Source organism: Neobacillus sp. WH10 (assembly GCF_030123405.1).
Classification (GTDB): Bacteria; Bacillota; Bacilli; order Bacillales; family Cytobacillaceae; genus Neobacillus.
Window position 1 is genome coordinate 4,150,844 of the sequence record NZ_CP126110.1, and the last position, 25,330, is coordinate 4,176,173.

26 protein-coding genes and 1 other RNA gene are annotated in these 25,330 nt (G+C 38.9%); 8 read left to right on the forward strand and 19 right to left on the reverse strand.

Features of this window, described 5'->3' with window-relative positions; genetic code table 11:
• Window positions 1-55: 55 nt before the first annotated feature.
• A complete protein-coding gene (gene dnaE, locus QNH20_RS20305; RefSeq protein WP_283919776.1) occupies window positions 56-3,421 on the reverse strand; it encodes a DNA polymerase III subunit alpha in 3,366 nt (1,121 codons plus the stop codon).
• A gap of 254 nt (window positions 3,422-3,675) precedes the next feature.
• Between dnaE and ytrH the strand changes: the two genes are divergently transcribed.
• Window positions 3,676-4,014, forward strand: coding sequence for a sporulation membrane protein YtrH (gene ytrH / locus QNH20_RS20310; protein ID WP_283919777.1), 339 nt, complete (start codon window positions 3,676-3,678; stop codon window positions 4,012-4,014).
• Window positions 4,011-4,511, forward strand: a complete 501-nt coding sequence (ytrI, locus tag QNH20_RS20315; RefSeq protein ID WP_283919778.1) for a sporulation membrane protein YtrI — start codon at window positions 4,011-4,013, stop codon at window positions 4,509-4,511. Before ytrH ends, ytrI begins: the two co-directional genes overlap by 4 nt.
• A gap of 93 nt (window positions 4,512-4,604) precedes the next feature.
• Here the strand turns inward: ytrI and QNH20_RS20320 are convergent, their stop codons facing one another.
• Complete coding sequence (locus QNH20_RS20320; RefSeq protein WP_283919779.1) at window positions 4,605-5,549, reverse strand: DHH family phosphoesterase; 945 nt, start codon at window positions 5,547-5,549, stop codon at window positions 4,605-4,607.
• Between the two features lie 89 nt (window positions 5,550-5,638).
• Between QNH20_RS20320 and QNH20_RS20325 the strand changes: the two genes are divergently transcribed.
• On the forward strand, window positions 5,639-5,950 hold the full coding sequence (locus QNH20_RS20325) for a YtpI family protein (RefSeq protein WP_283919780.1): 312 nt from the start codon (window positions 5,639-5,641) through the stop codon (window positions 5,948-5,950).
• Between the two features lie 157 nt (window positions 5,951-6,107).
• Here QNH20_RS20325 and QNH20_RS20330 read toward each other — a convergent pair whose 3' ends face one another.
• The 3 genes from QNH20_RS20330 to QNH20_RS20340 form a co-directional block, all read right to left on the reverse strand.
• On the reverse strand, window positions 6,108-7,427 hold the full coding sequence (locus QNH20_RS20330; RefSeq protein ID WP_283919781.1) for a CBS domain-containing protein: 1,320 nt from the start codon (window positions 7,425-7,427) through the stop codon (window positions 6,108-6,110).
• Window positions 7,428-7,552: 125 nt separating this feature from the next.
• Window positions 7,553-7,786, reverse strand: a complete 234-nt coding sequence (locus QNH20_RS20335) for a hypothetical protein (protein ID WP_283919782.1) — start codon at window positions 7,784-7,786, stop codon at window positions 7,553-7,555.
• 84 nt (window positions 7,787-7,870) lie between these two features.
• Window positions 7,871-8,551, reverse strand: coding sequence for a metal-dependent hydrolase (locus tag QNH20_RS20340; RefSeq protein WP_283923461.1), 681 nt, complete (start codon window positions 8,549-8,551; stop codon window positions 7,871-7,873).
• Window positions 8,552-8,848: 297 nt separating this feature from the next.
• Here QNH20_RS20340 and QNH20_RS20345 point away from each other — a divergent pair, with 297 nt between their 5' ends.
• Window positions 8,849-9,946: a M24 family metallopeptidase gene (locus QNH20_RS20345; protein ID WP_283919783.1), complete on the forward strand. Its 1,098-nt coding sequence runs from the start codon at window positions 8,849-8,851 to the stop codon at window positions 9,944-9,946.
• Window positions 9,947-10,002: 56 nt separating this feature from the next.
• Window positions 10,003-10,198, forward strand: a non-coding RNA gene (gene ssrS, locus QNH20_RS20350) — 6S RNA.
• A 181-nt stretch (window positions 10,199-10,379) separates the two neighbouring features.
• Here ssrS and ald read toward each other — a convergent pair.
• The 3 genes from ald to QNH20_RS20365 form a co-directional block, all read right to left on the reverse strand.
• Window positions 10,380-11,498, reverse strand: a complete 1,119-nt coding sequence (gene ald, locus QNH20_RS20355) for an alanine dehydrogenase (RefSeq protein WP_283919784.1) — start codon at window positions 11,496-11,498, stop codon at window positions 10,380-10,382.
• 212 nt (window positions 11,499-11,710) lie between these two features.
• Window positions 11,711-12,109, reverse strand: a complete 399-nt coding sequence (locus tag QNH20_RS20360; RefSeq protein WP_481857990.1) for a hypothetical protein — start codon at window positions 12,107-12,109, stop codon at window positions 11,711-11,713.
• 358 nt (window positions 12,110-12,467) lie between these two features.
• A complete protein-coding gene (locus QNH20_RS20365) occupies window positions 12,468-12,626 on the reverse strand; it encodes a hypothetical protein (protein ID WP_283919785.1) in 159 nt (52 codons plus the stop codon).
• Window positions 12,627-12,730: 104 nt separating this feature from the next.
• Between QNH20_RS20365 and QNH20_RS20370 the strand changes: the two genes are divergently transcribed.
• Both QNH20_RS20370 and QNH20_RS20375 read left to right on the forward strand, forming a co-directional pair.
• Entirely contained in the window at window positions 12,731-13,189 is a 459-nt protein-coding gene (locus QNH20_RS20370; protein WP_283919786.1) for a universal stress protein, read from the forward strand.
• A gap of 124 nt (window positions 13,190-13,313) precedes the next feature.
• The gene (locus QNH20_RS20375) at window positions 13,314-13,628 is read left to right on the forward strand and encodes a hypothetical protein (RefSeq protein ID WP_283919787.1); all 315 of its coding nucleotides are present in this window, start codon (window positions 13,314-13,316) and stop codon (window positions 13,626-13,628) included.
• A 31-nt stretch (window positions 13,629-13,659) separates the two neighbouring features.
• On the opposite strand, the gene QNH20_RS20380 is transcribed toward QNH20_RS20375, so the two are convergent.
• From QNH20_RS20380 to sppA, 9 genes are all read right to left on the reverse strand, one after another.
• Entirely contained in the window at window positions 13,660-14,172 is a 513-nt protein-coding gene (locus tag QNH20_RS20380) for a MogA/MoaB family molybdenum cofactor biosynthesis protein (RefSeq protein WP_283919788.1), read from the reverse strand.
• A complete protein-coding gene (locus QNH20_RS20385) occupies window positions 14,169-15,011 on the reverse strand; it encodes an EcsC family protein (protein WP_283919789.1) in 843 nt (280 codons plus the stop codon). The genes QNH20_RS20380 and QNH20_RS20385 overlap by 4 nt, the downstream gene beginning before the upstream one ends.
• Before the next feature lie 98 nt (window positions 15,012-15,109).
• The gene (locus tag QNH20_RS20390; RefSeq protein WP_283919790.1) at window positions 15,110-16,303 is read right to left on the reverse strand and encodes an acetate kinase; all 1,194 of its coding nucleotides are present in this window, start codon (window positions 16,301-16,303) and stop codon (window positions 15,110-15,112) included.
• Window positions 16,304-16,543: 240 nt separating this feature from the next.
• Window positions 16,544-17,527 (reverse strand): class I SAM-dependent methyltransferase, encoded by a 984-nt coding sequence (locus tag QNH20_RS20395; protein ID WP_283919791.1) that lies wholly within the window; start codon window positions 17,525-17,527, stop codon window positions 16,544-16,546.
• Window positions 17,528-17,812: 285 nt separating this feature from the next.
• Window positions 17,813-18,313: a thiol peroxidase gene (gene tpx, locus QNH20_RS20400; protein WP_283919792.1), complete on the reverse strand. Its 501-nt coding sequence runs from the start codon at window positions 18,311-18,313 to the stop codon at window positions 17,813-17,815.
• A 189-nt stretch (window positions 18,314-18,502) separates the two neighbouring features.
• Window positions 18,503-18,982, reverse strand: a complete 480-nt coding sequence (gene ytfJ, locus QNH20_RS20405; RefSeq protein WP_283919793.1) for a GerW family sporulation protein — start codon at window positions 18,980-18,982, stop codon at window positions 18,503-18,505.
• A gap of 17 nt (window positions 18,983-18,999) precedes the next feature.
• A complete protein-coding gene (locus tag QNH20_RS20410; RefSeq protein WP_283919794.1) occupies window positions 19,000-19,701 on the reverse strand; it encodes a DUF2953 domain-containing protein in 702 nt (233 codons plus the stop codon).
• Between the two features lie 83 nt (window positions 19,702-19,784).
• Window positions 19,785-20,324, reverse strand: a complete 540-nt coding sequence (locus tag QNH20_RS20415) for an RDD family protein (protein WP_283919795.1) — start codon at window positions 20,322-20,324, stop codon at window positions 19,785-19,787.
• A gap of 12 nt (window positions 20,325-20,336) precedes the next feature.
• Entirely contained in the window at window positions 20,337-21,347 is a 1,011-nt protein-coding gene (sppA, locus tag QNH20_RS20420) for a signal peptide peptidase SppA (protein WP_283919796.1), read from the reverse strand.
• A 156-nt stretch (window positions 21,348-21,503) separates the two neighbouring features.
• Here sppA and QNH20_RS20425 point away from each other — a divergent pair, with 156 nt between their 5' ends.
• Entirely contained in the window at window positions 21,504-22,307 is an 804-nt protein-coding gene (locus QNH20_RS20425; protein WP_283919797.1) for an NAD kinase, read from the forward strand.
• Between the two features lie 198 nt (window positions 22,308-22,505).
• On the opposite strand, the gene rarD is transcribed toward QNH20_RS20425, so the two are convergent.
• Both rarD and QNH20_RS20435 read right to left on the reverse strand, forming a co-directional pair.
• On the reverse strand, window positions 22,506-23,438 hold the full coding sequence (rarD, locus tag QNH20_RS20430) for an EamA family transporter RarD (RefSeq protein WP_283919798.1): 933 nt from the start codon (window positions 23,436-23,438) through the stop codon (window positions 22,506-22,508).
• 91 nt (window positions 23,439-23,529) lie between these two features.
• Window positions 23,530-25,128, reverse strand: a complete 1,599-nt coding sequence (locus tag QNH20_RS20435; RefSeq protein ID WP_283919799.1) for an amidohydrolase — start codon at window positions 25,126-25,128, stop codon at window positions 23,530-23,532.
• Between the last annotated feature and the right edge of the window lie 202 nt (window positions 25,129-25,330).

Below are 25,330 nucleotides of genomic sequence, written 5' to 3' on the forward strand. Positions count from 1 at the left end.
CAGACCACACTCGTCTCCTCTACCACTATAACATATCTTCGAAAGTTGTAAAGAATTAATCTTTCAAGACAACATTTTTTGATCCAAGTAGATTTCTTAATTGCTGCTGTACTTCAGGGGTTGGATTGACATTGTTTTCTGTCGCTAACCTAACTGTTTTTTTGGTAACTTCATCATGCAAAATAACACCAGCATCCCCTTTATTTTCTTTCAGCAGCTGATTTATTTTTTGCAGCAATTGCTCATCCTGCTGGCTTGAGGTAATTTTTAAATATAATACCGGGTGTTTTGCTGCTCTTGTTTTTAACCATTGTTCTAAATCTGATACCTGTTGAATTATAAATTGAAGTTTCCCATCCCGCTCTTCTATTTTCCCCTCAATCAGAACAAAATTCCCCTGCCGAAATAATGACTGGAATTTTTTATAAATAGCAGGAAATACGACTGCCTCCATTTCACCGCTTGCATCACTTATCGTTAAAAAGGCCATCGAGTCACCTTTTTTGGTTCGAATCGATTTCATCGCTGAAATAAAAACACCAGAAGCGGCCCTTTTATTATCACTTCTTAATTGATATAACATATATACCCCACTCCGCTTGAGATCTTTTTCATAAATAGAGATGGGGTGATCAGAAAGGTAAAAGCCAAGCGCCTCTTTTTCAAATGCCAGCTTATTTTCAAGACTAATAGGGTCGACATGAACATATTTCGGTTTTGGAATCATTTCATCTTCAAATAAATCAAATTGATTGGAATCATCCGGTTTGAAGATTTGTGCATGTTCAATGGCAACATCCAAGCTGGCAAGCAGAACAGCCCGATCTTCACCAAATTCATCGAAACATCCAGAGTGAACAAGGAACTCAAGTGTTTTTCTGTTAATCGCTTTATTCGAAACCTTTATACAAAAATCAAATAAATCATCAAATTTCTTTCTCTTCCTTGTTTTAAAAATTTCCTTTAAAGCGGCAGCGCCGACACTTTTGATAGCTGCAAGACTGTAGCGAATGGATCCCGTATTTTCTACCTGGAATGAGTACGTACTATGATTAATGGATGGCGGCAGGACATCAATTTCCTTTTGCCTTGTTTCTAAAATGTATTGAGCAATTTTTGTATCATTACCGATTGCTGAAGAAAGCAGTCCTGCCATAAAATGAACCGGATAATTCGACTTAAAATAGGCCAGCTGATAGGCAATCATACTATAGGCAACAGCGTGGCTTCGGTTAAAGCCATAGTTAGCAAACCTAACAATTAAATCATATATTTCATTGGCAAGTGCTTGCTGATACCCCTTTTTCAGTGCTCCTTGGACGAAATGATTCCGCTCTTTGTCCAGTACTTCTTTTTGTTTTTTTCCAACTGCCCGTCGTAAAAGGTCTGCTTCACCGAGTGAGAATCCCGACATTTTCGAAGCAATCTGCATGATTTGCTCTTGATAGACAATGACACCATATGTATTCTCAAGGATCGGCTGTAAATCCGGGTGAGGATATTCTACCGCCTTACTACCATGTTTTCGGTCTATAAAGAGCGGAATATTTTCCATCGGTCCCGGACGGTACAAGGCATTGACTGCGACAATATCCTCAAAGCGTGAAGGCTTTAACCGGGTTAATACCTTCCTCATACCTTCCGATTCTAACTGGAAAATGCCTGTTGTTTCACCCCTAGCCAGTAATTCAAAGGTCTTGGTGTCATCTAATGGAATTCGTCTTATATCTACTTTCCTTCCAGTATGACGATAAATAGAGGACAAGATTGTTTCAATAAGTGATAAATTTCTGAGGCCAAGGAAATCCATTTTCAGAAGGCCAATTTCTTCGAGGTACTCCATAGAGTATTGCGTTAAGTAAACATGGTTTGACCCGCGTTGAATCGGAATTAAATCTATAAGCTGCTTCTCGCTTATGACCACACCTGCAGCATGTGTGGAGGTATGCCGAGGCAGACCTTCGAGCTTTAAGGCTGTGTCAAAAAGCTTGCGGTTTAGCGGTGCCTCATTGACAAACCTTCTTAACGATTCAGATTCTTTATAGGCAGTTTGAAGGTCAATGCCTAAACGGGACGGGATCAGCCGGGACAATTGCTCCAATTCTTTTGAATTTAATCCGAAAGCCCTGCCGACATCTCTTACTGCTGCTTTTGCTGCAAGTGTTCCAAAGGTTACAATTTGCGCGACATGGAGTTCGCCGTATTTTTGTGCGACATATTCGATCACTTCATCACGGCGATGGTCAGGAAAATCAATATCAATATCAGGCATCGAAACCCGTTCAGGATTTAAAAACCGCTCATACAATAGGTGGTGATTAATCGGATCCACATCGGTAATATATAAAACATAGGCAACAAGCGATCCTGCTGCAGAGCCCCGTCCTGGCCCGGTCAAAATCCCTTTTTCACGCGCAAACCTCATAAAATCCCAAACAATTAAAAAGTAGTTGCTAAATTTCATTCGCTTGATTACCGCTAATTCAAAGGATAGCCGGTCATAATATTCCTGGGAAGGCGCGGTAAAGCGTTCATGTAGTCCCTTCCTACACAGCATCTCAAGGTAATCCTCTGCAAGCATATCATTTTCAGTCGGAAAGGTAGGTAAGTAGGTTTTATTTAGTTCAATATTTACGGTGCACCTTTTAGCAATCCGGAGTGTATTTTCTAGAGCATCAGGAACTTCTGAAAAGCATTCGACCATTTCTTCTGCTGTTTTCAAATAAAATTGATCACTTTCCAGTTTTTCTCTATACTCATCCTGCAATTTGTCGCCATTCTTGATTGCCAGCAAACATTCATGAGCAAACATATCTTCTTTTTCCAAATAATGCACCCTGTTGGTTGCAACAACGGGCACTTGAAACTCATCTGAAATCGCGAGAAACTGTTTCCTAATTTTCGCCTCTTGTTCAAGAAGATGATTTTGAAGTGAGAGGAAGAAGTTGCCACTGCCAAAAATGGAGTCTAATTTTCTAATTAGCTTCCTTGCCATCTCCTCGTTTCCGTTTAAAAGGGACTGTTCAATTTCCCCCTCAAGACCAGGTGTTATAGCAATGAGCCCCTCCGAATAATGCTTCAGCCATTTTAGCGGAATTCCGTTATCGGTCTTTGTCTGAACCGCACTGGAAATTTTTAAAAGATTTCTAAATCCCTTCTCATTTTCTGCCAGTAATACAAGCGGATAGGATTCGGTCGCGGTGATTTCACTTTCCACATCAACCGTTAACCCAATAATCGGTTTCAAATTATTTTTCTTACAAAGCTTATAAAATTCAATAGTACCGTACATGACATTTCTGTCGGTTAGTGCGAGGTCGGTATATCCTTTTCTCTTTGCATTTTCGATTAAATCCGGGACGGATGCAGTACTTGTTAACAAACTATAGGCACTATTAACATGAAGGTGAATAAAAGACATATTGCCTCACCGTTCCTTAAACTTAATATCTATCATTTATTATAAATCTTTATCACAAAAAAGGAAAATACGTTCTGTTTTTTAAAGAAAACTCGCCGATTGGCGAGCCCCTAAAGGGCGAAGACAGATGCGTAGTTGCACTTATGCCTGATAGGAAAGTTTTACTTTCCTATCGCCTAAAAACATATTCAATAACCTTTGTCCATATAAATGAATATAGACATTTTTGATCTTGTATGAAGGCGGTTGAAGGGATGAAAGAAATTGGTTTTTTTCCAGCTTTTATCGAAAGCTATTTTATAGCCTTAGGCGTCCTGCTTGGTGGTTCATTAATTGGCGGAATTGCAGCCTTTTTAACCGGTCAACCTCCGCTTACAACCGTTTATCGCTTATCTAGTTCACTTAGAATTTGGGCAATTGTAGCGGCAATCGGTGGGACATTTGATACGGTTTACACATTTGAAAAAGGCCTTTTGGATGCTGGTACAAAGGATCTTTTTAAACAATTTTTATTAATCCTTTCTGCTTTGGGCGGCGCCCAGACAGGAGCCCTCATTATTAATTGGCTCACCCAGGAGTATATTTCATCATGAGAATTCCGCCATTGTACCGCAGACCTGCATGGCAGCGTTTTTTTGCTGGGATGGCTATTGGCGGCGCCATAAGCTGGTGTATCTTTTTATATATTTACGGTGTCTGGCAAGAAGAAAATACGGAATTAATTCGAAAGCAGCAGGAGGACATTGTTGATTTAAACAATGAGAAAAAAATATGGCAGGAAGAATATAAGGAAATGAATAAACGCAATATTGAACAACTTACTGTCCAGAAGATTAATATAAAAATCATCAACTCTGAAAAATACAAACTGGATTCATTAAGTGTTCTTGAGACGGAAAACTCTGTTCGAGATGATATTAGTATGATGCTGGCAAAGGATTTAGAGACAGTCTATAAAAGCAAGGATCTCATAAAAAAAGTTATCGAGAACAAACCGGTAAAAATCTATGAAAAAAGATACACACTGAAGATAAAAGAAATGGTTATTTACACAACCTTAACGATTCAGCTTGAAATTCAATTTGAATAAGAAAAGCGGAAGCGCCTGTTTAGCGGCGTATAGATTGGAGATAGATATTAACAAAACGGCCCGGAATTGGGCCGTTCCCTTTTTCCATCAACACTATTTTGCATGTGTTTTACATGCCTCGTCTAATTCTTTTAAGACATGATCAACTTCATCCCAAGAATACATGGATGCACCTGAAGCAAGTGGATGTCCTCCTCCTTTAAACTTCCGTGCCACTCCATTAATGACCGGTCCCTTTGAACGGAGCCGAACACGTATTTGATCGTCTTCCTCAATGAAAAAGACCCATGCTTTAATTCCTTTAACATCTCCTAAAATACCAACAAGTAAAGATGCTTCTGTTGGCCTTGCACCATATTCTTTTAATAAATCCTTTGTGAGCATTACAGATGCAACACCGTTTGGCTGAAGCACGAAATTTTGAAGAATATACCCCTTTAACTTAATTATATTAGGATCTAATTCATACATCCTGTCAAAAAGCTCTGTACGTGAAAAATTGTAGTGAATCAATTCCCCAGCAAAAGCGAATGTTTTATCTGTTGAACTTGGAAAAAGAAACCTTCCCGTATCCCCAACAATTCCTGCAAATAAAAGTCTTGCCGCTTCATCATTCATTTTTAATCCTTTATCTTTTCCGTTTAAGTAAAATTCATAGATCATTTCACTGCATGAGCTTGCCGTTGTGTCGACCCATAACAAATCTCCGTAGGGATCTTCGTTTGGATGATGGTCAATTTTAATTAGCTTTTCTCCTAATGAGTAGCGCCCGTCACAAATTCTTTCCGCATTAGCAGTATCACAAACTATGACCAATGCTCCATTGTATACCTCATCCTCAATCACATCTAATCTGCGCATGTAGTGTAGAGTCGGCTCCTCCTGCCCAACTGCATAAATCTTTTTTTCGGGAAAGGATTCTTGTAAAATCGCAACCAAACCGCCTTGTGAACCATATGCATCCGGGTCAGGACGGACGTGACGGTGAACAATGATCGTTTCATATTGTTCAATCACCGATAAAATTTGTTCAATCATAGACACTGCTCCTTAAGAACCAATAATGGCTTTTTTTTTAATTACACGATAAAATAGTAGAAGATTTTTAGAACTTGGAGGAACATATTATGTTTGTACTTGTCGTTTTCATTTTCGTGTTATTTGCTTTCTATTTATTTTATAAAACAAAATACTTCAGAAGCAACCGTCAAGTCGAAAAGAAATGGCTTTCCGCCAAATCAAATATTGCCCTAGGTCTGTTTGTATGCTTATTTGGTGTTAATCATTTGATATTTATATCTGAATCAACTGTTTCTTATATTGTCGCTGCCATTTTTACTATTTATGGGGCCGTATTCAGCTGGATCGGTTTCAAAAAATATAAACACTACCTTCCATTTGCAATTGAGGAAGCAAACATGCTTGATGCCCAAAAATAAAACCGAGCCGCTTCTCAAGTTGAGAAGCGGCTTTCTTAGGTTATGATTTCGAAAACTGTCAAGCTCCATAAGAATTAGCTTCGGAAGCAATACCTCGTACGAAGGAAAAACATTAGCTTTTTCGAATATATCCTAGCGGCGAGACAACTCCGCCTTTCTAGCTCCTGTCAATCAATTGACACATCATCATCGCTTTTCCAACTAATATGCCTTCATTAAAAACTTCCACATCTACCTTCCCAAATTTCCGTCCTACTTCAAGTATTCTAGGAAAAATTTCTAATGTACTCTCCATTTGAACTGGTTTAATAAAGTAAATAGACATATTTTCTACTACCAAGTCGCCTTTTTTATAGCTTCGTAATACCCGGTTGGCCGCATCAGCGACAATAGTTGTAAATACTCCGTATGAAATGGTACCAAGATGATTGGTCATTTGCGGCGTCACTTCGCAAGAATATACTTCTTCGCCTTTTTGTTTTCCCTGCATTAATACCATTTGATTTGTAACAATATCATCGATGGTTTCGCCAACCTGTGGCTGTCGTTGGTTCATTTGCAGTGCCTTTAATACATCCTGCCTGCTGATAATCCCTTCTAAACGGTTTGAGTCATCGGCAACAGGAAGAACCTCAATCCCTTCCCAGACCATTGTATGGGCTGTAGAAGCAACGCTTGTCTTGCCATTAACCGTCATTGGGTGTTTCGTCATAATTTTGTCGATAGACGTTTCTAAAACTTGGCCTAAAATATCTTTACTTGTCACCATTCCCTGAATCTTCATATTTTGATCGACTACAGGATAGCGGCTATGCGTTGTTTTTTGATTATATTCATGCCATTTTGACACATTATCAGATGTATATAGGTAATAGGTATCCGCAAGAGGTGTTAAAATATCTTCAACTAAAATAATTTCCTTTTTTATTAACTGGTCGTAAATAGCCCGATTAATCATTGTGGCGACAGTAAAAGTATCATAGCTTGTTGAAATAACCGGTAACTCTAGCTTATCTGCCAGCTTTTTTACATGCTCTTCTGAGTCAAATCCCCCTGTGATCAGCACGGCGGCTCCTGCTTTTAAAGCTAGCTCATGTGCTTGTGTCCGGTTCCCGACAATTAACAGGTTACCAGCCTCCGTATAACGCATCATGGCCTCTAATTTCATCGCGCCGATCACAAATTTATTGAGAGTTTTATGCAGGCCAGTTCTTCCGCCTAATACTTGCCCGTCCACAATGTTTACGACTTCGGCAAACGTAAGCTTTTCAATATTTTCTTTCTTCTTCCGTTCGATTCTAATTGTGCCTACTCGTTCAATTGTACTGACATATCCTTTGTTTTCAGCTTCTTTAATCGCACGATAGGCTGTACCTTCACTTACAGTCATCGCTTTGGCGATTTGCCGTACTGATATTTTTTCCCCGATTGGAAGTCCATCAATGTATTGTAAAATTTGTTCATGCTTAGTAGCCAAGACCTTCACCCTTTATATTTCGAATTCCTAGTCATTTAGTCTATTAGGTAGATACCCTAAATTCTATTATAAAGTTTCGAAAGCCTTGATTCAATGCGGGATATTATATTGTCATGGAATTCCATTTAATAAGACCGGGTGTTCTTCATTTGACGCTTCGACTGGAGACTTTGCACTTGTTTTTTTGGACTATAGAGAAGCCCGGTCAGATTTCCAGCAATCACGATCAGTGCAAATGAAAGCCATACAATAGAGAAAATTCCCTGTGTCCCTTCTGCAGTGACTGATAATTTTGGAACAGCAAAATAAAGCATAAATCCACATAACAGCAGGCAAAGTAAATATCTGTTCTTTTTCACTCTCTTTTCCTCCTTCATAAAGACTGCTTGTTTCATCTTTATGCAGGCGGGAGCAAAAAAAGTATGTGAATACTCGTAAACCGTCTAAATTTCTATTGCCTCGCCTGGAGCCAATACCTTCCCATTTTTATTATCTAGCATGTCAATAAATTGATATGGGTCTTGTTTAATGACCGGGAAGGTATTAAAGTGAATCGGCACAACCGTCTTTGCATTCAATAGTTTAGCTGCAAAGGCAGCATCTTCTGGCCCCATCGTAAAATTGTCGCCAATTGGCAAAAAGGCTATATCAATCGGATGCCGTTCTCCGATTAGCTTCATATCAGAAAATAACGCGGTATCCCCTGCGTGATAAATAGTCTTTCCTTCGTTCATAAACAAAATTCCCGCAGGCATGCCGCAATAGATAAGCTCATTTTTTTCAGTTGTGTAGCTTGAGCCATGGAAGGCCTGTGTCAGCTTAACTTTACCAAATTCAAACTGATAGGCACCGCCTATATGCATTGCGTGAGTATTAACTCCTTGCCAGCTTAGAAAATCAGATATTTCCGCATTTGCAATAACAAGGGCATTATTCTTCTTAGCTAGCTCGACAGTGTCCCCAACATGATCATTGTGGCCATGGGATAAAATAATAACGTCCGGCATGACTTCTTTAACCGTCAAGTCCGTTAATTGATTGCCGGTAATAAAAGGGTCTATTAAAATCTTTTTTCCATTTGTTTGAATTTGAACAACTGCATGTCCATGGTAAGAAATTTTCATCATCCCAACTCCTCTTATATTGTTATATTATGTACTTCCATAAAAAAAATAGAATTCCTGCTACATTTATTCCCAACTCTCACTTGTTTTAGCGTAAGATAAGGTCAGATAGTTTACATTCTCTGTTAATCTTGATACTCTCATAAAGAAATGAGGTAGAGCCCGTTTAGCGGTGTATGGACATGAGCACTTTAACTTCTCGTAGAGAAAAGGGCGAAGTACATAAGCTACCGGGAGCTGTAAAATACTCAAAGTGTTTATTTATCTTCTTAACTTTTTAAAGGGGGACCCCTAAACATGAATCAGCGTTTAATTAAGCTTCAAACATGGATGAAGGAAAATGGGATTGAGGTAAGCTTTCTTACTTCTTCCGAAAATGTATTTTATTTAAGCGGCTATTATACTGACCCACATGAACGATTGCTTGCACTTGCAGTTTTTCAAGAGGAAGAACCGTTCCTCGTCTGCCCGGCGATGGAAGTGCATGATGCTAAACAATCCGGATGGGAGCATGAAATCATCGGTTATAGCGACATCGAAAACCCTTGGGAAATGATTCATAATTCCATCAATAATAGAGTTAATGGAGTTTCTAAGGCGGCGATTGAAAAGGAACATATGAATGTCGAACGCTATGAGCATCTTACACATTTGTTCCCTAAGGCATCATTTGTTTCTGCAGAAGAAAAATTACGACTGCTGCGCATGATTAAAGATGCCAAAGAACTTAAAATTATTGAAGAAGCTTGCGCCCTTGCCGATTATGCAGTGGAATTTGGTGTAAGTGAAATAAAGGAAGGTAAAACAGAGCTGGAAGTCCTTAATGCCTTAGAGTACGCTTTAAAGCAAAAGGGGGTTACCGAAATGTCGTTTTCGACAATGGTATTAACCGGCTCTAACGCCGCTTCACCTCACGGCAACCCAGGAGAAACAAAAATCCGCAAAGGTGATCTCGTGTTATTCGATTTGGGGGTTGTGGTCGATCGGTATTGTTCTGATATCACGAGGACGGTCGCTTACGGGGACATTAACGACAAGCAAAAAGACATTTATGATACTGTTTTAAAGGCGCAGCTCGCTGCCATTGAGGCAAGTAAGCCTGGAGCTACAGCAGCAGAAGTTGACCTTACTGCACGCCGAATTATTGCTGACGCAGGATATGGAGAATATTTTCCACATCGCTTAGGCCATGGCCTTGGAATAGGCGTCCATGAATATCCTTCAATGACCGAAACGAACCAGCTCGTAATAGAAGAAGGTATGGTATATACAATAGAACCGGGAATTTATGTACCTGACGTAGCAGGTGTTAGAATTGAAGATGATATTTATATTACCGCTGACGGGGCAAAGATTTTAACCAAATTCCCGAAAGAATTACAAATAATTAAATAATGAAATTGGAGTTTTTTTACCATTGAACTCTGGTCGGAATTGATGTAGTATACAAATACAAGCTGCGTTGTGCGTAATCATAATAAAGTTTTAACCTTTAAGCTGTAAAAGGGAGTTTAAACATCGAAGCTGGAATGACAGGCCTCTGTCTATATGACATGGAGGACACGCAGAAAGGTTTCTGAGAACACCCACTTTGAGGAGTGGTGGTTTAAAACTTTCTTATCTCACTACGGCAAATGCGGCTCATATTATGTTTTTCAAACCAGCTTCTTTTTGGAGCTGGTTTTTAATTTACATAAAAGTAAAATATGGAGACCAAATTGTGTTAATAGAAAAGGCATGAGGACAAATTAATGATAATGCTATAAAACCTGTCCTCATGAATTGGTTACAAGCCCAAAATTAACGCTACATTCTTGAAAAACCGTCTTTATTTTTCAAGTAATGTTTTCGTATCTTTATATTCGACTCCATGCGCTTCAGCAACTGCTTGATAGGTCACATATCCACCGTAAGTATTGATTCCTTTTAACAACGCCTCATTTTCTAAACACGCCTTTTTATAGCCCTTATTGGCGATTTGAACCGCATATGGAACCGTCACGTTTGTTAATGCAATCGTTGAAGTTCTAGGTACCGCACCGGGCATATTGGCTACAGCGTAATGAACAACACCATGCTTCACGTATGTTGGATTATCATGTGTAGTGATTCGATCGGTTGTTTCAAAAATACCCCCTTGGTCAATAGCAATATCAACAATAACGCTGCCAGGTTTCATCGATTGAATCATCCCTTCACTGACAAGCTTTGGGGCCTTCGCCCCAGGGATTAAAACAGCGCCAATGACTAAATCAGATTCCTTTACCGCTTCGGCAATATTATAATGGTTGGACATTAATGTTGTTACATCTGAACCGAATATATCGTCTAATTGACGAAGACGTTCTGGATTTAAATCAATAATCGTAACCTTTGCACCCAAACCAATTGCCATTTTTGCCGCATTTGTTCCTGCTACACCACCGCCAATAATGGTAACGGTTCCTCTTTTTACTCCTGGGACACCTGAGAGGAGGATACCCTTACCGCCATAGACCTTTTCCAAAAATTGAGCGCCTACTTGCGCAGCCATCCTCCCGGCAACCTCACTCATTGGGGTCAATAATGGCAAGCTTCTGTTCGTTAGCTGTACTGTTTCATAGGCAATCCCTACTACTTTATTGTCTATCAACGCCTTAGTTAATTCCGGTTCAGGTGCCAGATGTAAATATGTAAATAAAATTAAACCTTCACGGAAGTATTGATATTCGCTTGGCAGAGGTTCTTTTACCTTCATCACCATATCCATGGACCATGCTTCACTAGCGGTTTCCACTAGCTTCGCACCTGCAGAGCTATAATCTTCATCTAAAAACCCAGAGCCAAGCCCTGCTCCTTTTTCAATAAAAACCTCATGGCCAAATTTCACAAGGTTAACTACTCCAGCCGGTGTCATCGCTACACGGTTTTCATTATTTTTGATCTCTATAGGTACCCCAATCCGCATGTCCTTCCCTCCAAATAAAATAATTCATCAAAAAAACAAGTTAATAATATTATATCCTTTTTCAACTGGAAAAATGAAACAATGAAGCATCTTAATGAAAGCACTTTTATTTTAACAACCAACAGATTGGAACCCCGTTCTTTTTATCGCATACTTCTTTGGAACATAGTGAGAGCTTTACCCCTAAGGCAAAGCTCTTATAACGAATTGTATTAATAGTAAGGATAATAAGGATCATAGTAAGGATAATAAGGATCATAGTAAGGGTATGGGTATCCATATCCATAACCGTATCCATATGGACCTGCTAATAATGCCCCGGCTGCTAATCCACCCAAGAACGGCAGCCCAAATCCAAAGCCAAACGGACGGCCAAAACCAAAGCCTGGTCTGCCAAAGCCGCCGAAGCCAAAGCCTGGTCTGCCGAAGCCGCCGAAACCAAAGCCTGGTCTGCCAAAACCGCCGAAGCCAAAGCCTGGTCTGCCGAAACCGCCGAAGCCAAAGCCTGGTCTGCCGAAACCGCCGAAGCCAAAGCCTGGTCTGCCGAAGCCGCCAAACCCATGAATCCTCTCATCTATATCAGTGGGCAATCCATACATTTCGGTAGTCATATTGTCTCTCCTCTTTTCAATTAGTTTTTACTTTCCCCTTTTATATGAAAAACGGAAAACCTCCAAAGAAAGGCATTCCAAAGCCAAACGGTCTGCCCCAAATACGAGAATCATTGTTATCATAATTTAGGGAATGGTCATAAGCTATAGCAGCATGACCTGGAACATATTTATGTGATTATACATATATTACCTCCTCATTTTTAGTACTTCACACACTAAAGAATATGCATAGTTGAAAACAAATTCTTGGGTAAATGCCCTCCATTACTGAATTTCCCAAGGCAGATGACTATCGTTACAAAAGGAAAAGGCTGTCCAAAGTGATGGACAGCCTTTTCCTCTTTGAAAATTCCATTTACTCCTCTGCTGCAGCATAATCATTGCTGTCAGCTAGGGCAGTTCCTTCTCCAATAAAACCACTATTATAAGAATTCCTAATTTGTTCGCTTACTTCATTTACACCTTGTTCATCAAATTCAAATGAAAATTTGCTATTTTGATCCCGTTTTACCATCGTATATTTCCCCTTTCTTGATAAATACCTTCATTATTGTTCGAAAAATTGCAATAGTTATACCTTGTTAAATATTGTATAATCAAGGTAAGGAGATGATAATCATGGGACTCAAATATCAAAATATTTTAGTTGCAATTGATGGATCAAAGGAAGCAGATTGGGCGTTTCGAAAGGGGATTGAAATTGCTAAACGAAATCAGGCAAACCTTTTATTAGTCCATGTGATTGACACAAGATCATTTGCATTAATTGAAGCCTACGACACTGTAATTGGAGATCGCGCAGAAAAGCTGGCTAAAGATATGCTTGAAAATTATCAAAGGCAGGCTGTAGAAGCTGGATTAACAGATGTTCAATACGAAATTGATTTTGGCTCTCCTAAAATAAGGATCCCAAGAGACTTGGCTAAAAAACACAAGGTTGATTTAATCATCTGCGGTGCTACGGGAATGAATGTAGTGGAAAGGTTTTTTATCGGAAGTGTTTCAGAACATATTACCCGGTATGCACCATGTGATGTTCTTATCGTAAGGACGGAAAAAGATCTGGATAAAAAATAAACTACAAAGGCACGCAGCATTTTGCTTCGTGCCTTATATTTTTTCAAATAAAAATAGTTTTATCGTGAATGGGTTGCCAATCTATAGTAAAATAAAAACAATTACAAAGCATGGAGGCAGCCATATGATAGACCATTTTTCTTTTGATCAACGTCTTGGTATTCCCCTGCCGGAATTAACAGGGGACTGGGAGGAATATAGCAAAGAAACACAGCAGGAGATTCTGTTGTATTGGGAGCAAATACGCGGTTCTATCCCTGACCGTATTGCAGACCTTGAGCAGGAAATCAACCAAAAGCAGGAACAGCTTTCAAATGAAAATGACTTCCCCCGCTCTTGTCAATTGAACACAGATATCGCAGACCTTGCCTCCATTATTAATGATTTATGGCTTTGGTACAGAGCGAACCAGACTCTATCCACGAAATTGCACCAATAAAAAAACTCCCTATTTCAGGGAGTTTTCACTTTTATAAGTCTTTTTTAATTTCCCTTACTACATGCCCTATCTCAGGCAGGACTAATTTATTCATTGCTAGCTTTACTGCTCCGGTTGAACCAGGAGTTGAGAAAACAGCCTTATTTTTAACGACTCCAGCAATCGCCCGGGAAAGGATTGCCGCAGAACCGATATCTTCTTGATAGCTTAGCATCCTGAACAATTCTCCAAAACCGACAATTTCTTTTTCGAGCAGACTTTGTACGGTTTCAATCGTTACATCACGCTTGGCAATTCCTGTCCCGCCATTCGTTAGGATCACATCAATATCCTCTCGTGCGCAGCCTTTTAAGATCTCATGTTGAATCGGCGTTGATTCATCCTTAACAATGACATAATCCATAATCGTATGCCCCGCTCCTTCAAGCAGTTCGATCATCAGCTTACCACTTTTGTCTGTTTCCTTGTCCCTTGTATCACTTACTGTTATGACTTTACATTTAACCGTCTTCGGTGCTTCTTTTTTATGTTCTTGAGTACTCATTCTAAAAACTCCTCTTTTTCTTTGAGATAGCGAAGTTGATAATATTTATGTGCGAGATCTGTTACTTTTCTCGTTAATTGATAATTAGCCCCTGCACCAATGGCCATGCTGACGAGCGGAATCCCCTGAATGACTTTTTTTCTAAACAATGTAATGACCAGCGCTTTTAATAATTGCTGAACAGGCTGCTCCAGCCAGGTGATATCGGTAATCTTTTCATTACCTTCATAAAAATAATGCTCATCATTTCCCTCTAACTCCTCCATTAACGAGGCCCAGCCCTCTTTTTGGACTCTTGGCGGCAATGTTGCTGTATGAAATACTTTTAGGGATGTCATCATTTCATATGGTGTGTTTACTTCAAAGCCATAGGTCATCGCAATTAATTGAACGACCCGTAAATTAATGACTGCCATTGCAGGAATGTCGGTGCCTAAAAGAAGTGTGCCTCCTGTCCCTGCAAGTCCCCCTTGGGCAAACGAATAAACACGGTGTCTAGCTATTTGCTGCTCTGCTATGTATTGTAATTGATCAATATCTAACTGCTTTAAGTCTGATATTTCTATTATATCCTTGCTAAAAATCCTTCCCGAAGAGAGAATTCTTTCCTTTGCATCGATTTGAAGTTGTGAGCCTTGAATGATCCCAAGTAAATGAAATAACCATGTATCTATGACCGAAAAGAATTGCTGTTGAACCTTTTCAGGCAATAACGAGAAAGAGCGCTCCAAATATTTGTCATATGTTAATTGAAAGTCATTTGCCTCGTAATTGATTAAATTTTTTTCCCATAACCGTATTTCATTCAAAAGGTTAGTTTCCCTATCTGTTAATGTCATAACCGAGTCACCCTTTCTTCATCAACTTCTTTTTCCAGTATATCACAAAGACATAAAACGATAAAAAGGCAAAAGCGATCGCTTTTGCCTTTTGTTTATTAATGAATATCAGCTAGACGAACTACGTCGCGAGCAATCATTACCTCTTCATTTGTTGGGATAATCATGACTTTAACAGGTGAATGCGGATAGTTGATGAACGCTTCCTCGCCTCTAACTTTATTAAGTGCAGGATCCCAATAAACACCCATAAATTCAAGACCCTTTAAAACATTTTCTCTGATTGTGTCACTATTTTCCCCGATACCGGCTGTGAAAATTATCGCATCTACACCATACATACGGGAAGCGTAGGAACCAATATATTTATGAATACGATTAGCAAACACATCTAATGCCAGCTGGGCACGTTCATTACCCTTTTTCGCTTCAATTTCAATATCCCTTAAGTCACTTGAGAATCCAGAAACAGCTAACATACCACTCTTTTTATTTAACACATCTAGCACTTCATCAGCTGTCTTACCAGTTTTCTCCATGATATATGGGATAAGGGCCGGATCAATATTACCTGAACGAGTACCCATTGTGACCCCGGCAAGTGGTGTGAAGCCCATGGAAGTATCAATGGACTTTCCGCCTTCGATCGCAGCGATACTTGCTCCATTTCCAAGGTGACAAGAAATTAGACGAAGCTGTTCAACTGGACGCCCTAATAATTCAGCTGCACGCTGGGATACATATTTATGGCTTGTGCCGTGGAAGCCATACTTTCGAATGCCATATTCTTTATAGTATTCATACGGAAGACTATAAAGATAGGAACTTTCAGGCATAGTCTGGTGGAAAGCAGTATCGAATACAGCTACTGCTGGAACATTTGGAAGTACATGTTTGAACGCCTTAATTCCAGTTGCATTTGCTGCATTATGCAGAGGAGCCAAATCCGCTAGTTCTTCAATTCTTGCTAATACTTCATCTGTTACAAGTGCAGAATCTTCAAACGTTTCTCCACCATGGACAATCCTGTGGCCTGTTCCATCAATTTCATCAAGGGATTTAATAATATTTAACCCCGTAAGCTTGTCCAACAGCATGGATACTGCTACATCATGGTTTGGAATATCAATTGTTTCCGTAATCTTTTCTCCGTTTACTGTAATCGTAAAAATGGAATCAGTCAATCCAATTCTTTCGATTAAACCTTTTGTAATAACGTCTTCACTAGGCATTTCAAATAATTGAAATTTTAAAGAAGAACTTCCCGCATTAATTGCAATAATTTTTGCCATTTATGTTACAGCTCCTTTTATATAACAATATCGTTTCGATACTCATATTGTTTAGTACACCTTATTTTGTGCAAATCTATCTTGTTTATTTACCTCAATTTCTCATTTAATCATTGAAAATCGGACATTACAAGCGATAATTTAATTGATAGCGCTTTCAACTTAAATGTTCATATTTTCACAAATTTCTTATTTATATAAAAAAAACAAAAAGGATAAAACTGGTAATCAAAACCAGTTTTATCCTTTATTTTCCTGAAACCATTTTTCAATTTTTGACAAAATATTATCCATTCCAACAGCACTTGACATGCTCGGTAAATTCACGAGTAAAGCTTGCTTTGGCGGCTTGACACCTTCACCTTTTTTTTGTAAAACCAAAATACTTTTAGCTGAATGTTTATTTTTAAACATGCTTGTTGGTAAATGCAACAGTCCTTGAATAATCAGATTTCCCTTGATGAATTCATGAAGCTGAGGTGCTTGATCACTTTCAAATAAGCCGTTCGGAATTAAGAAGAATAAATAGCCTCCAGGTAAGGTATGTTTAACACTTTGTTCGATAAATAAATGATGTGAATAGGAGTGGCCTTCTAAAGCTTTTAATTGATAATCTGCCGCTCTGATATCATTTGGATAGTAGCCCACTGGCAAATCTGCAATGACTGCCTCCACTGGATCAATAAACAAAGGCTCTAGGCTATCCTGATTGAACAACTGAACAGGATGCTCTTGTAAATTAGCATTTACATAGGCAAGCTTGATCAGAATATCGTCAATCTCTACACCAATAGACGAAATATTTTTATGGACGTGATTTAACACTGTTGTTAATAGATTCCCTGTTCCAACGGCAGGGTCGAGGAGACGGAAAGACTGCTGCTTCATAAATCTCTCAACTAAGTAACCAATCAGCATGCCAATAGAATCTGGTGTCATTTGATGGTTTGGCTGTACATTTTCCTTCATCCCTTTTAAAATAACAAGCTGATAGGCTTTACGAATATCCTCATTCGAATATTTGACCAAATGAATCTCTTCATATACTTTCTTAAGCCTTTTTAACGTTAGCTCACTTAGCTCGTCCTGAAGGATGGCCCCTTGAAATAGATTTTCCCCTGTTTCGGCAAGTGCCTCAAGGTAACTACAGGATAATTCCTCTTGTAAAATAAGAGCAGTTTCATTAAATAATGTAAAAAGCTGTTCAACTGGAGAAATTTTCATTGTTTCCCCTCCAATACTAGATTTTCCTTATTCATTTTAAACAAGTATGTATTTTTTTAATAAAGCAAACTCGCCGATTGGCGAGCCCCGAAGGGCGAAGACAGAGGCGTAGTTGCACTTATGCGTTAGGAAAGTAGAAATTTGAAAAATTTATACTTTCCTATTAGCCAAGTATAAAGGCCTCGTTATAGTCGAGGCCTTCTTATCATATAAGAATTTCATTTACTAGAATTGTCCAGCTCCAGTGCTGCTAAACGGGCTCTTTCGCGTTTCTTAGTGTCTAAATTATTTTGCCGCTTTTGCAGCCTCAATTGCAGCTTCGTAGTTAGGGTGGTTAGTTGCTTCACTAACATACTCAACATATGTGACTGTATCGTTCGAGTCAACAACAAACACTGCACGAGCTAATAGTCTTAATTCTTGGATGGCAACCCCATATGCTTCTCCAAATGAAAGATCACGATGATCAGATAATGTTTGCACATTTTCAATGCCGCTAGCTGCACACCAACGTTTTTGCGCAAATGGTAAATCTACGCTCACTGTTAATATTTTTACGTTTCCTAAGCTATTTGCTGCTTCATTGAATCGGCGTGTTTCTGCATCACACACACCCGTGTCTAAAGATGGCACTGAAGTGATTAAACGAACCTGCCCCTTCGTATCGTTTAACGTCACTTCTGATAAGTCATTTGCTAGCACTGTAAAATTTGGAGCCTTGTCACCAACTTTTACCTCATTGCCTAACAACGTGATAGCATTTCCTTTGAATGTTACATTTGCCATTCTTTCATCCTCCTTTGTCGTTTTAAAGCTATTACGCTAATAAATTTAATCAGCATTTTAGCTTAAAATATGTACAGTGTAAATATATCTTTTCAAAACCCTTTTTGCAATTATTTAAACTCTCGTATTCTACATTAAAACAAGAAAAAAGTTAACCTTCCAATTTGGTTTGGAAGATTAACCTTCAAATTAAAAATCAAGATCAATTTTTGGCTGCTGCTGGGTTTGCTGTTGGGCTTGCTGTTGTTTATTCTGGTCTTTCTTCGAGAACATTTGCTGAATTTTATCGACTGCCTGCGGTGCAAGTTCTAAAATCTTCTCGTATAGATGGGTACTTTCATCGAGGTGAAGCATTTTGACACCACTAGAGTTTACAATTAAAAAGGCGATTGGGGTGATTGAAACACCGCCGCCGCTACCGCCGCCAAATGGAAGCTTTGATTGACCTTGGCTTTGCCCTTGACCTTGGCTTTGTCCTTGCGATTGTGAGCTGTCGAGCTTGAACTCACTGCCTCCAGCAGCAAATCCAAATCCAACCTTTGATACTGTTAAAATAACACTTCCGTCAGGGGTTTCAACTGGGTCTCCAATGATGGTGTTCACATCAATCATTTCTTTTAAGCTTTCCATTGCTGTCGTCATTAAACCTTGAATTGGGTGATCAGACATGGCTATTTCCTCCTCGTTCAAACTGATTTCGTTTTTTCATTTTTTAAATTGTTGTTGCTTTTAAGTTGCGGTTTCCCGCCCTTCCAGAATTTCATCAGTTTTAATCCTGCGAGAATAGCATTCCCTATTCGAAACTGAAACATACACGTGATTCTTGTTTGAATGACGGCAGCTTGAAAATGGGGAGTAACCGATAAATGCGGCATTTCCTGCAATCGTAAATAACGACTCAAAAGACCAACAATACTTCCTTTTACCGCCCATAATGCCCCTGTTGCCATACCGGTATATGCAGCATCACCAACCCCAATGAACGAATCCCATTCTAATTTTTTTATCGTCACCTTTTGAAAAAACTTCTTGACAATTACTTGTAAATTGAAAACCTTCTCTAGCAGTTCTTTCGTTTTTTTGAAATTTGCCTGCATATCTTTTTTGGTCATTTGGTTTACCTTATGTTCAGGATTTTCAGCCGCGGTATTACCCATATGTGAATGACTTTTTACCACTACACTTGGTGAACCATCATCAATTTTTATTAAAGGAACACTTATCTTATATTTAATTAAGCCAAACCATACCCTAAATTCGACTTTTAAATCATCGTTGTCATTATGATGATAATAATTTACAAGAATCGTTAACTTTGTAATAATTATTAAAATGAATAAGAACAATAGGATCGACAAGGAAAGCCACAGCCAAAACAATTTGTTCACAACCTTTCAGCCTTTTATTATTCTCTTTTGTGAAAAAAATAAACCTACCAACTCAACGTTGATAGGTTTGTTTTTTTTATTTTTTACCGCTCTACATGGATTACTGTGGTGTCAGTAAAGATGTCATGAAGCCCTTGCTTTTTTGGTAAAAAGGCAACAATAATATATCCGATAATGACCGTTGCTGATATAAAACGGCCAATCCATTCACGAAAAAGAATAGTTCCCCAAGATAATTCAATATTTTTTAGGTCAACTACTTTTAAACCAAACACCATTTTTCCAAGGGTTTGCTTAAAATATTTTGTCATCAAGACAAAATATAAATAAAAGATAACCGCTGATGCAATGGAGATAGGGGCAAACATGTTAAATTCAGATAAAGAAATATCAAGCGCTCGAAATAACGGGTTGACTAGGATTCGCTCGATACTGCCTACTACAATTAAATCAAGCAGATAGGCCCAAAAGCGCATCCAGAAACCAGCATAACGAACTGGGAGGTCTTGTAAAACAGGTTCTGGTATTCGGTAATCTTCAGTGGAAATAACAGCGGCACCTTCACGATCTATTTGGTTTGAGGTGGGCTCCTTCATCATTTCTTGATAATCATTCGTTTCCAATCGCTTTGCCCCCTATTCTGCATATAAGTACATCAGGCGCGGTGAATTAGGCTTAGAAAGGATTTTCATGAGTCCCGCCATTTCCACATTATCACCGATAAATTTTTTAGCCTGGAACTTAAATAGTGAGCCAAAACCAAGCTCGTCCGAATAACGAACTACCTTTGCACCTTTTAGATTCTCTTGCTTTTTCATTTGATCGATAACATCTTCTAAGTAACCAAAATCATCAATGAGTTTAATTTCTTTTGCCTGCCGACCATCATACACCCGTCCATCAGCAATCGCCTTCACTTCATCCACACTCATATGCCGGCCCTCTGAAATAACCTTTACAAAACCTTCATACGAATTATCGATCATCTTTTGTAAAATTTGCCGCTCTTCATCCGTCATTTCTCTTGTTGGACTCATGATGTCTTTATATTTTCCGCTTTTAATCGTAACAAAATCCACACCATATTTATCAGCTAAGCCCTTGTAATTATATCCTTCCATAATGACCCCAAGCGACCCTGTTAATGTTTCAGGGCTGGCATAGATTTTTTTCGCTGCCGTTGATATATAATATCCTCCCGAAGCCGCCATGGAGCCCATCGAAATATAGACTGGTTTTTTACTATCCTTTTGGATCTCAACAAGCTTGTCGTGAATTTCTGCACTTTCAACTACACCGCCGCCTGGTGAGTTAACTCTAATTATTACTCCCTTAACCGTATCATCATCTTGCAGATAGTTTAACTTTTTCATAAAATCTTGGTGATTATAGCCTGAACTTTGCAGGAATGACCCTGATTCACCGGTATCTTGGATAACACCGTCGACATCAAGAATCACGATTTTCTTTAATTCGCTGCCATCTTTGACGACTTCTTCGGTAAAAGGCTGTTCACCAACAGCCATATAATCAGTGAAATCCGTTTTAATCCCTTTTAAAGCAAACACCGATAAAAAATTAATTACAATCGAAACAAAAAATAATGCCGCAGCAATTCCTAGAGCGGCCCATCGTTTTCCATTCAAATGAATTTCCCCCTCTTTCTTTTGTCTAAAATTCATATCCCTGCTTTCATATTGTTTCAAAAAAATGCTAAACTAATTTCAGACAATTACTATTTTATCAAAGATTTATTTTCCAATGTTACAAATTTTTTCATATCTTAAAGGAGGGACAAGTATATGGAATTAAGACGTAATATTTATTTTTATCACAAGCGGGATTCGGACTTGCTTTCGAAGGTAGCTCCCTTATTCGAAATGGCTGAACGTTATGGTTTTACCATCGTATCAGATTATCGAAAGGCAAATATCATTGCCAGCATCGGTGATGATGGAACTTTCCTGCAGGCTGTGAGGAAAACGGGATTTCGTGATGATTGCCTATATACGGGGATTTCAACAAAGAATAGTTTGAGTATGTATTGTGATTTTCGACTTAGTGATACATCTAAAATGATAGAGGCCATATCCACCAATGAGCATATTGAGGTTCGCCGCTATCCTATGATTGAAGTAAACATTGACGGTCAGGGTACTTTTCCATGCCTAAATGAATTCAGTATTCGCTCATCGATTATTAAAACACTCGTGATTGATGTGTTTGTTGATCAACTCCATTTTGAAACGTTTCGAGGGGACGGCTTAATTGTTGCTACACCAACCGGAAGTACTGCCTATAATAAATCGGTGAATGGTTCAATTGTTGATCCGCTCCTTTCCTGCATGCAAGTAAGTGAAGTTGCCTCTGTTAATACGAACCGTTACCGGACACTTGGTACCTCTTTTATTGTCGGAAGCGAGCGTACGCTTACGCTCAAGGTCATATCAGACGACAATGACCATCCGACAATGGGTATGGATAATGAAGCCTTAAGTATCCGCCATGTGGATAAAATTCTAATCAAAATAAGTGATAAAAAAATTAAAACCTTGAAATTAAAAGACAACTCCTTTTGGGATAAAGTGAAGCGAACATTCCTTTAATAAATGAGAGGCACCCTTTTCGGATGTCTTACTGACTTTAAATGATGTGCTTACGGCATTAATCGGATTTCGGTTGTTTATCCAGACTATTGATGACCGTTAGATGGCAAATATCAATTTTCGAGCGTTTATTCGAGCTCTTTACAATTAGAAAATTCAAAAATAAAAACCTTATCCATGCTTGGATAAGGTTTTTTATTATAGTGTTGCTCGCTTTTCTTTGCGCAATTTAAAGCCTTTTTCCGGCAATAGCTTTGTTTTTGATAGCGAATAAATCGTAAGAGCGGACCAAATAAATAAAAAGGCTAAAAGTTGTGTTTTTGTAAAATGCTCTTGATAGACAAAAACACCTAATAGTAATGTTAACGTTGGTGCAATATATTGCAGGAAGCCTAGTAAGGAGAGTGGAATTTTTTGCGCTCCCTTTGCAAAATAAAGAAGTGGTACCGCAGTTGCTACACCAGCACCCATTAATAATAAATCAGTCCCCAAACTGGCAGTTAAAACAGAACTAGAACCATTTACCAATAGGAAAATCATATAGATGGCAGCGATTGGCGAAATTATAAGAGTTTCTAATGTTAATCCAACGGCAGAATCCACATTAATCAGCTTTTTGGCTAACCCATATGAAGCAAAGGTTAGTGCCAAGGAAATGGCAATCCAAGGAAATGTGCCATGAGAAATCGTAATGACTAATACACCAATTGCAGCCAAAATGAAGGATCCGTATTGGTAAAATGTTAATTTTTCCTTCAGGACAATCATCCCCAATAAAATACTGACAAGCGGATTGATATAATAGCCAAGGCTTGCTTCAATCATATGGCCGCTGTTCACTGCCCAAATATAAATAAACCAATTCCCGCTTATTATAAAGGAGGCAATCGCCAGCGCATACATTTGCTTTTTATTTTTGGCAAATCCTTTTAGGGTGTGGACAAATAAACCCCATTTTTTCGTGAAGAAAAGAACAATCAGCATAAAAATAAACGACCAAAATATACGGTTTGCGAGAATCTCCATTGCATTCACATGATCTAAAAGTTTCCAATAAATCGGCAATAGACCCCAAATAAAATAGGAAAAGCCAGCATAAATGGCTCCCATCTGTGTGTCTGTTTTTTTCATTTGTCTCCTCGAGCCCCTATTCTTTCTAGTTTCGAAATATCTTCATTATAACGTGAAACTCCAAAAATAGGGGTATTATTTGCTTACCAAACTATTCCTTTTCAAATACAATTTCCCCGCCAATGACGGTCATTTGGACAGGAACTTCTGGTATTTCGGAAGAAGGCACACTAAATATATTTCGTTCCAAAACGGTAAAGTCAGCCAAATATCCTTTTTTAATTATACCGCGGTCTTGCTCATGACAAGCAGCATAAGCACTGCCTTTCGTAAAAAGACAGACGGCATTATAGACACTTAAAGCTTGTTCCTTCCCATAAATAATCCCTTTTGGATCATTCCAATCCATCCTAGTGACCGCAGCGTGGATACCCAACAATGGATTCGGCAATTCAATCGGTGCATCTGAGCCTCCGGCACAGTGAAGGCCTTCATTAATGAGCGTTTTCCATGCATAACAATAGTCCATTTTACTACTGCCAATCCGGTCGATGACCCATGGAAAATCAGAAGCGAGAAAAACTGGCTGGATATCGAGGATAACTGGGAGCTTCTTAGCCCTGGCAATCAGGTCTTGACGCAAAATTTGGGCATGGATCAGACGGTCCCTCCCAATGCCTGCAAGTGGATGGGCTTCAATCGCGTTTAAAACATATTCAAATGCTAAATCCCCAATTGCATGGACGGCAACAGGAAGGTTGTATGAACGTGCCTTAGCGACTAAACCATTCAATTCTTCTTGATTATACAAGGCCACTCCGTTTGTTTCCGGTGCATCATTATAGGGATGGCTTAGGAGTGCAGTCCTCCCTCCTAGGGCACCATCAGCAAAAATCTTCATCGCACCGAACTCAATAAAATCATTACCGGATAAAAAGCTTGCATCTTCATGAACCATATCATCTACAACACCATTGTGAACAAGTAAATGAGTACGGAATGAAAGTCCCTCCTCTTCAATTACCTTTTTAAACGTCTTGTAAGTCCGATGGAATCCCCCGTAATAGTTTAAATCCTCAGTGTGGACCCCGGTAATTCCGAGCTGATATAAATCTTTAATAGCAGCCCTCATCGCTTTTTGTAAATATTCTTCTGAAACCACAGGGATTGCAGCGTGGATGATGTCCTGGGCTGTATCTTTGAGAATACCTGTTAAACCCGTTTCCCTATCTTTTTCAATAACACCGCCGGGTGGACAAATTGTTTCTTCTGATATCCCTGCCAGTTCCAATGCCTTTGTGTTCACCAACATGGCATGGCGGCAAATCCGCTTTAGCATGATTGGATTTTCAACAGAAATTTCGTCTAATTCCTTACGATGAATCATTTCCGTCCTGCACCAAAGATTTTCATTCCAGCCCTCGCCAATAATCCATTCCCCTTTATGACTATGCTTAGAATAATCTTTAACAGCAGCTAAGACTTCTTCTTTCGACTTCATTTTTGATAAATCAAGCCGAATTATTGATTCCCCGTGCCCAATTAAATGGATATGGCTATCGACAAAGCCAGGAAACATTGTGCCACCTTTCAAGTCGACCCATTCCGAAATCCTTTCGCTAAAAATTTCTTCTAATTGCATTTTTTCACCTGTTAGTACGATTCGATCTCCTTCTGTAAAAATAGCTTCTACCGTTGATTCTTCGTTCTCGAGCGTATAAATGGTTCCTCCATACCATAATTTTCCCATTGTGGTTATATCCCCTTTTTTCTAATAGTAATAAAATATGAATTCCTAATTCAAACAGTAAGATCATTAATAGTAGAACAACTATTATTTTAGTTGGCCTTTCATCATGATACAGAGATAATGCCCATATAGCTCTCTTTTTCTTTTCAACGGGCACTTTGAATCTTCCACAGTGACCGAGCGCGGCTTTTTTTCCCTTCAA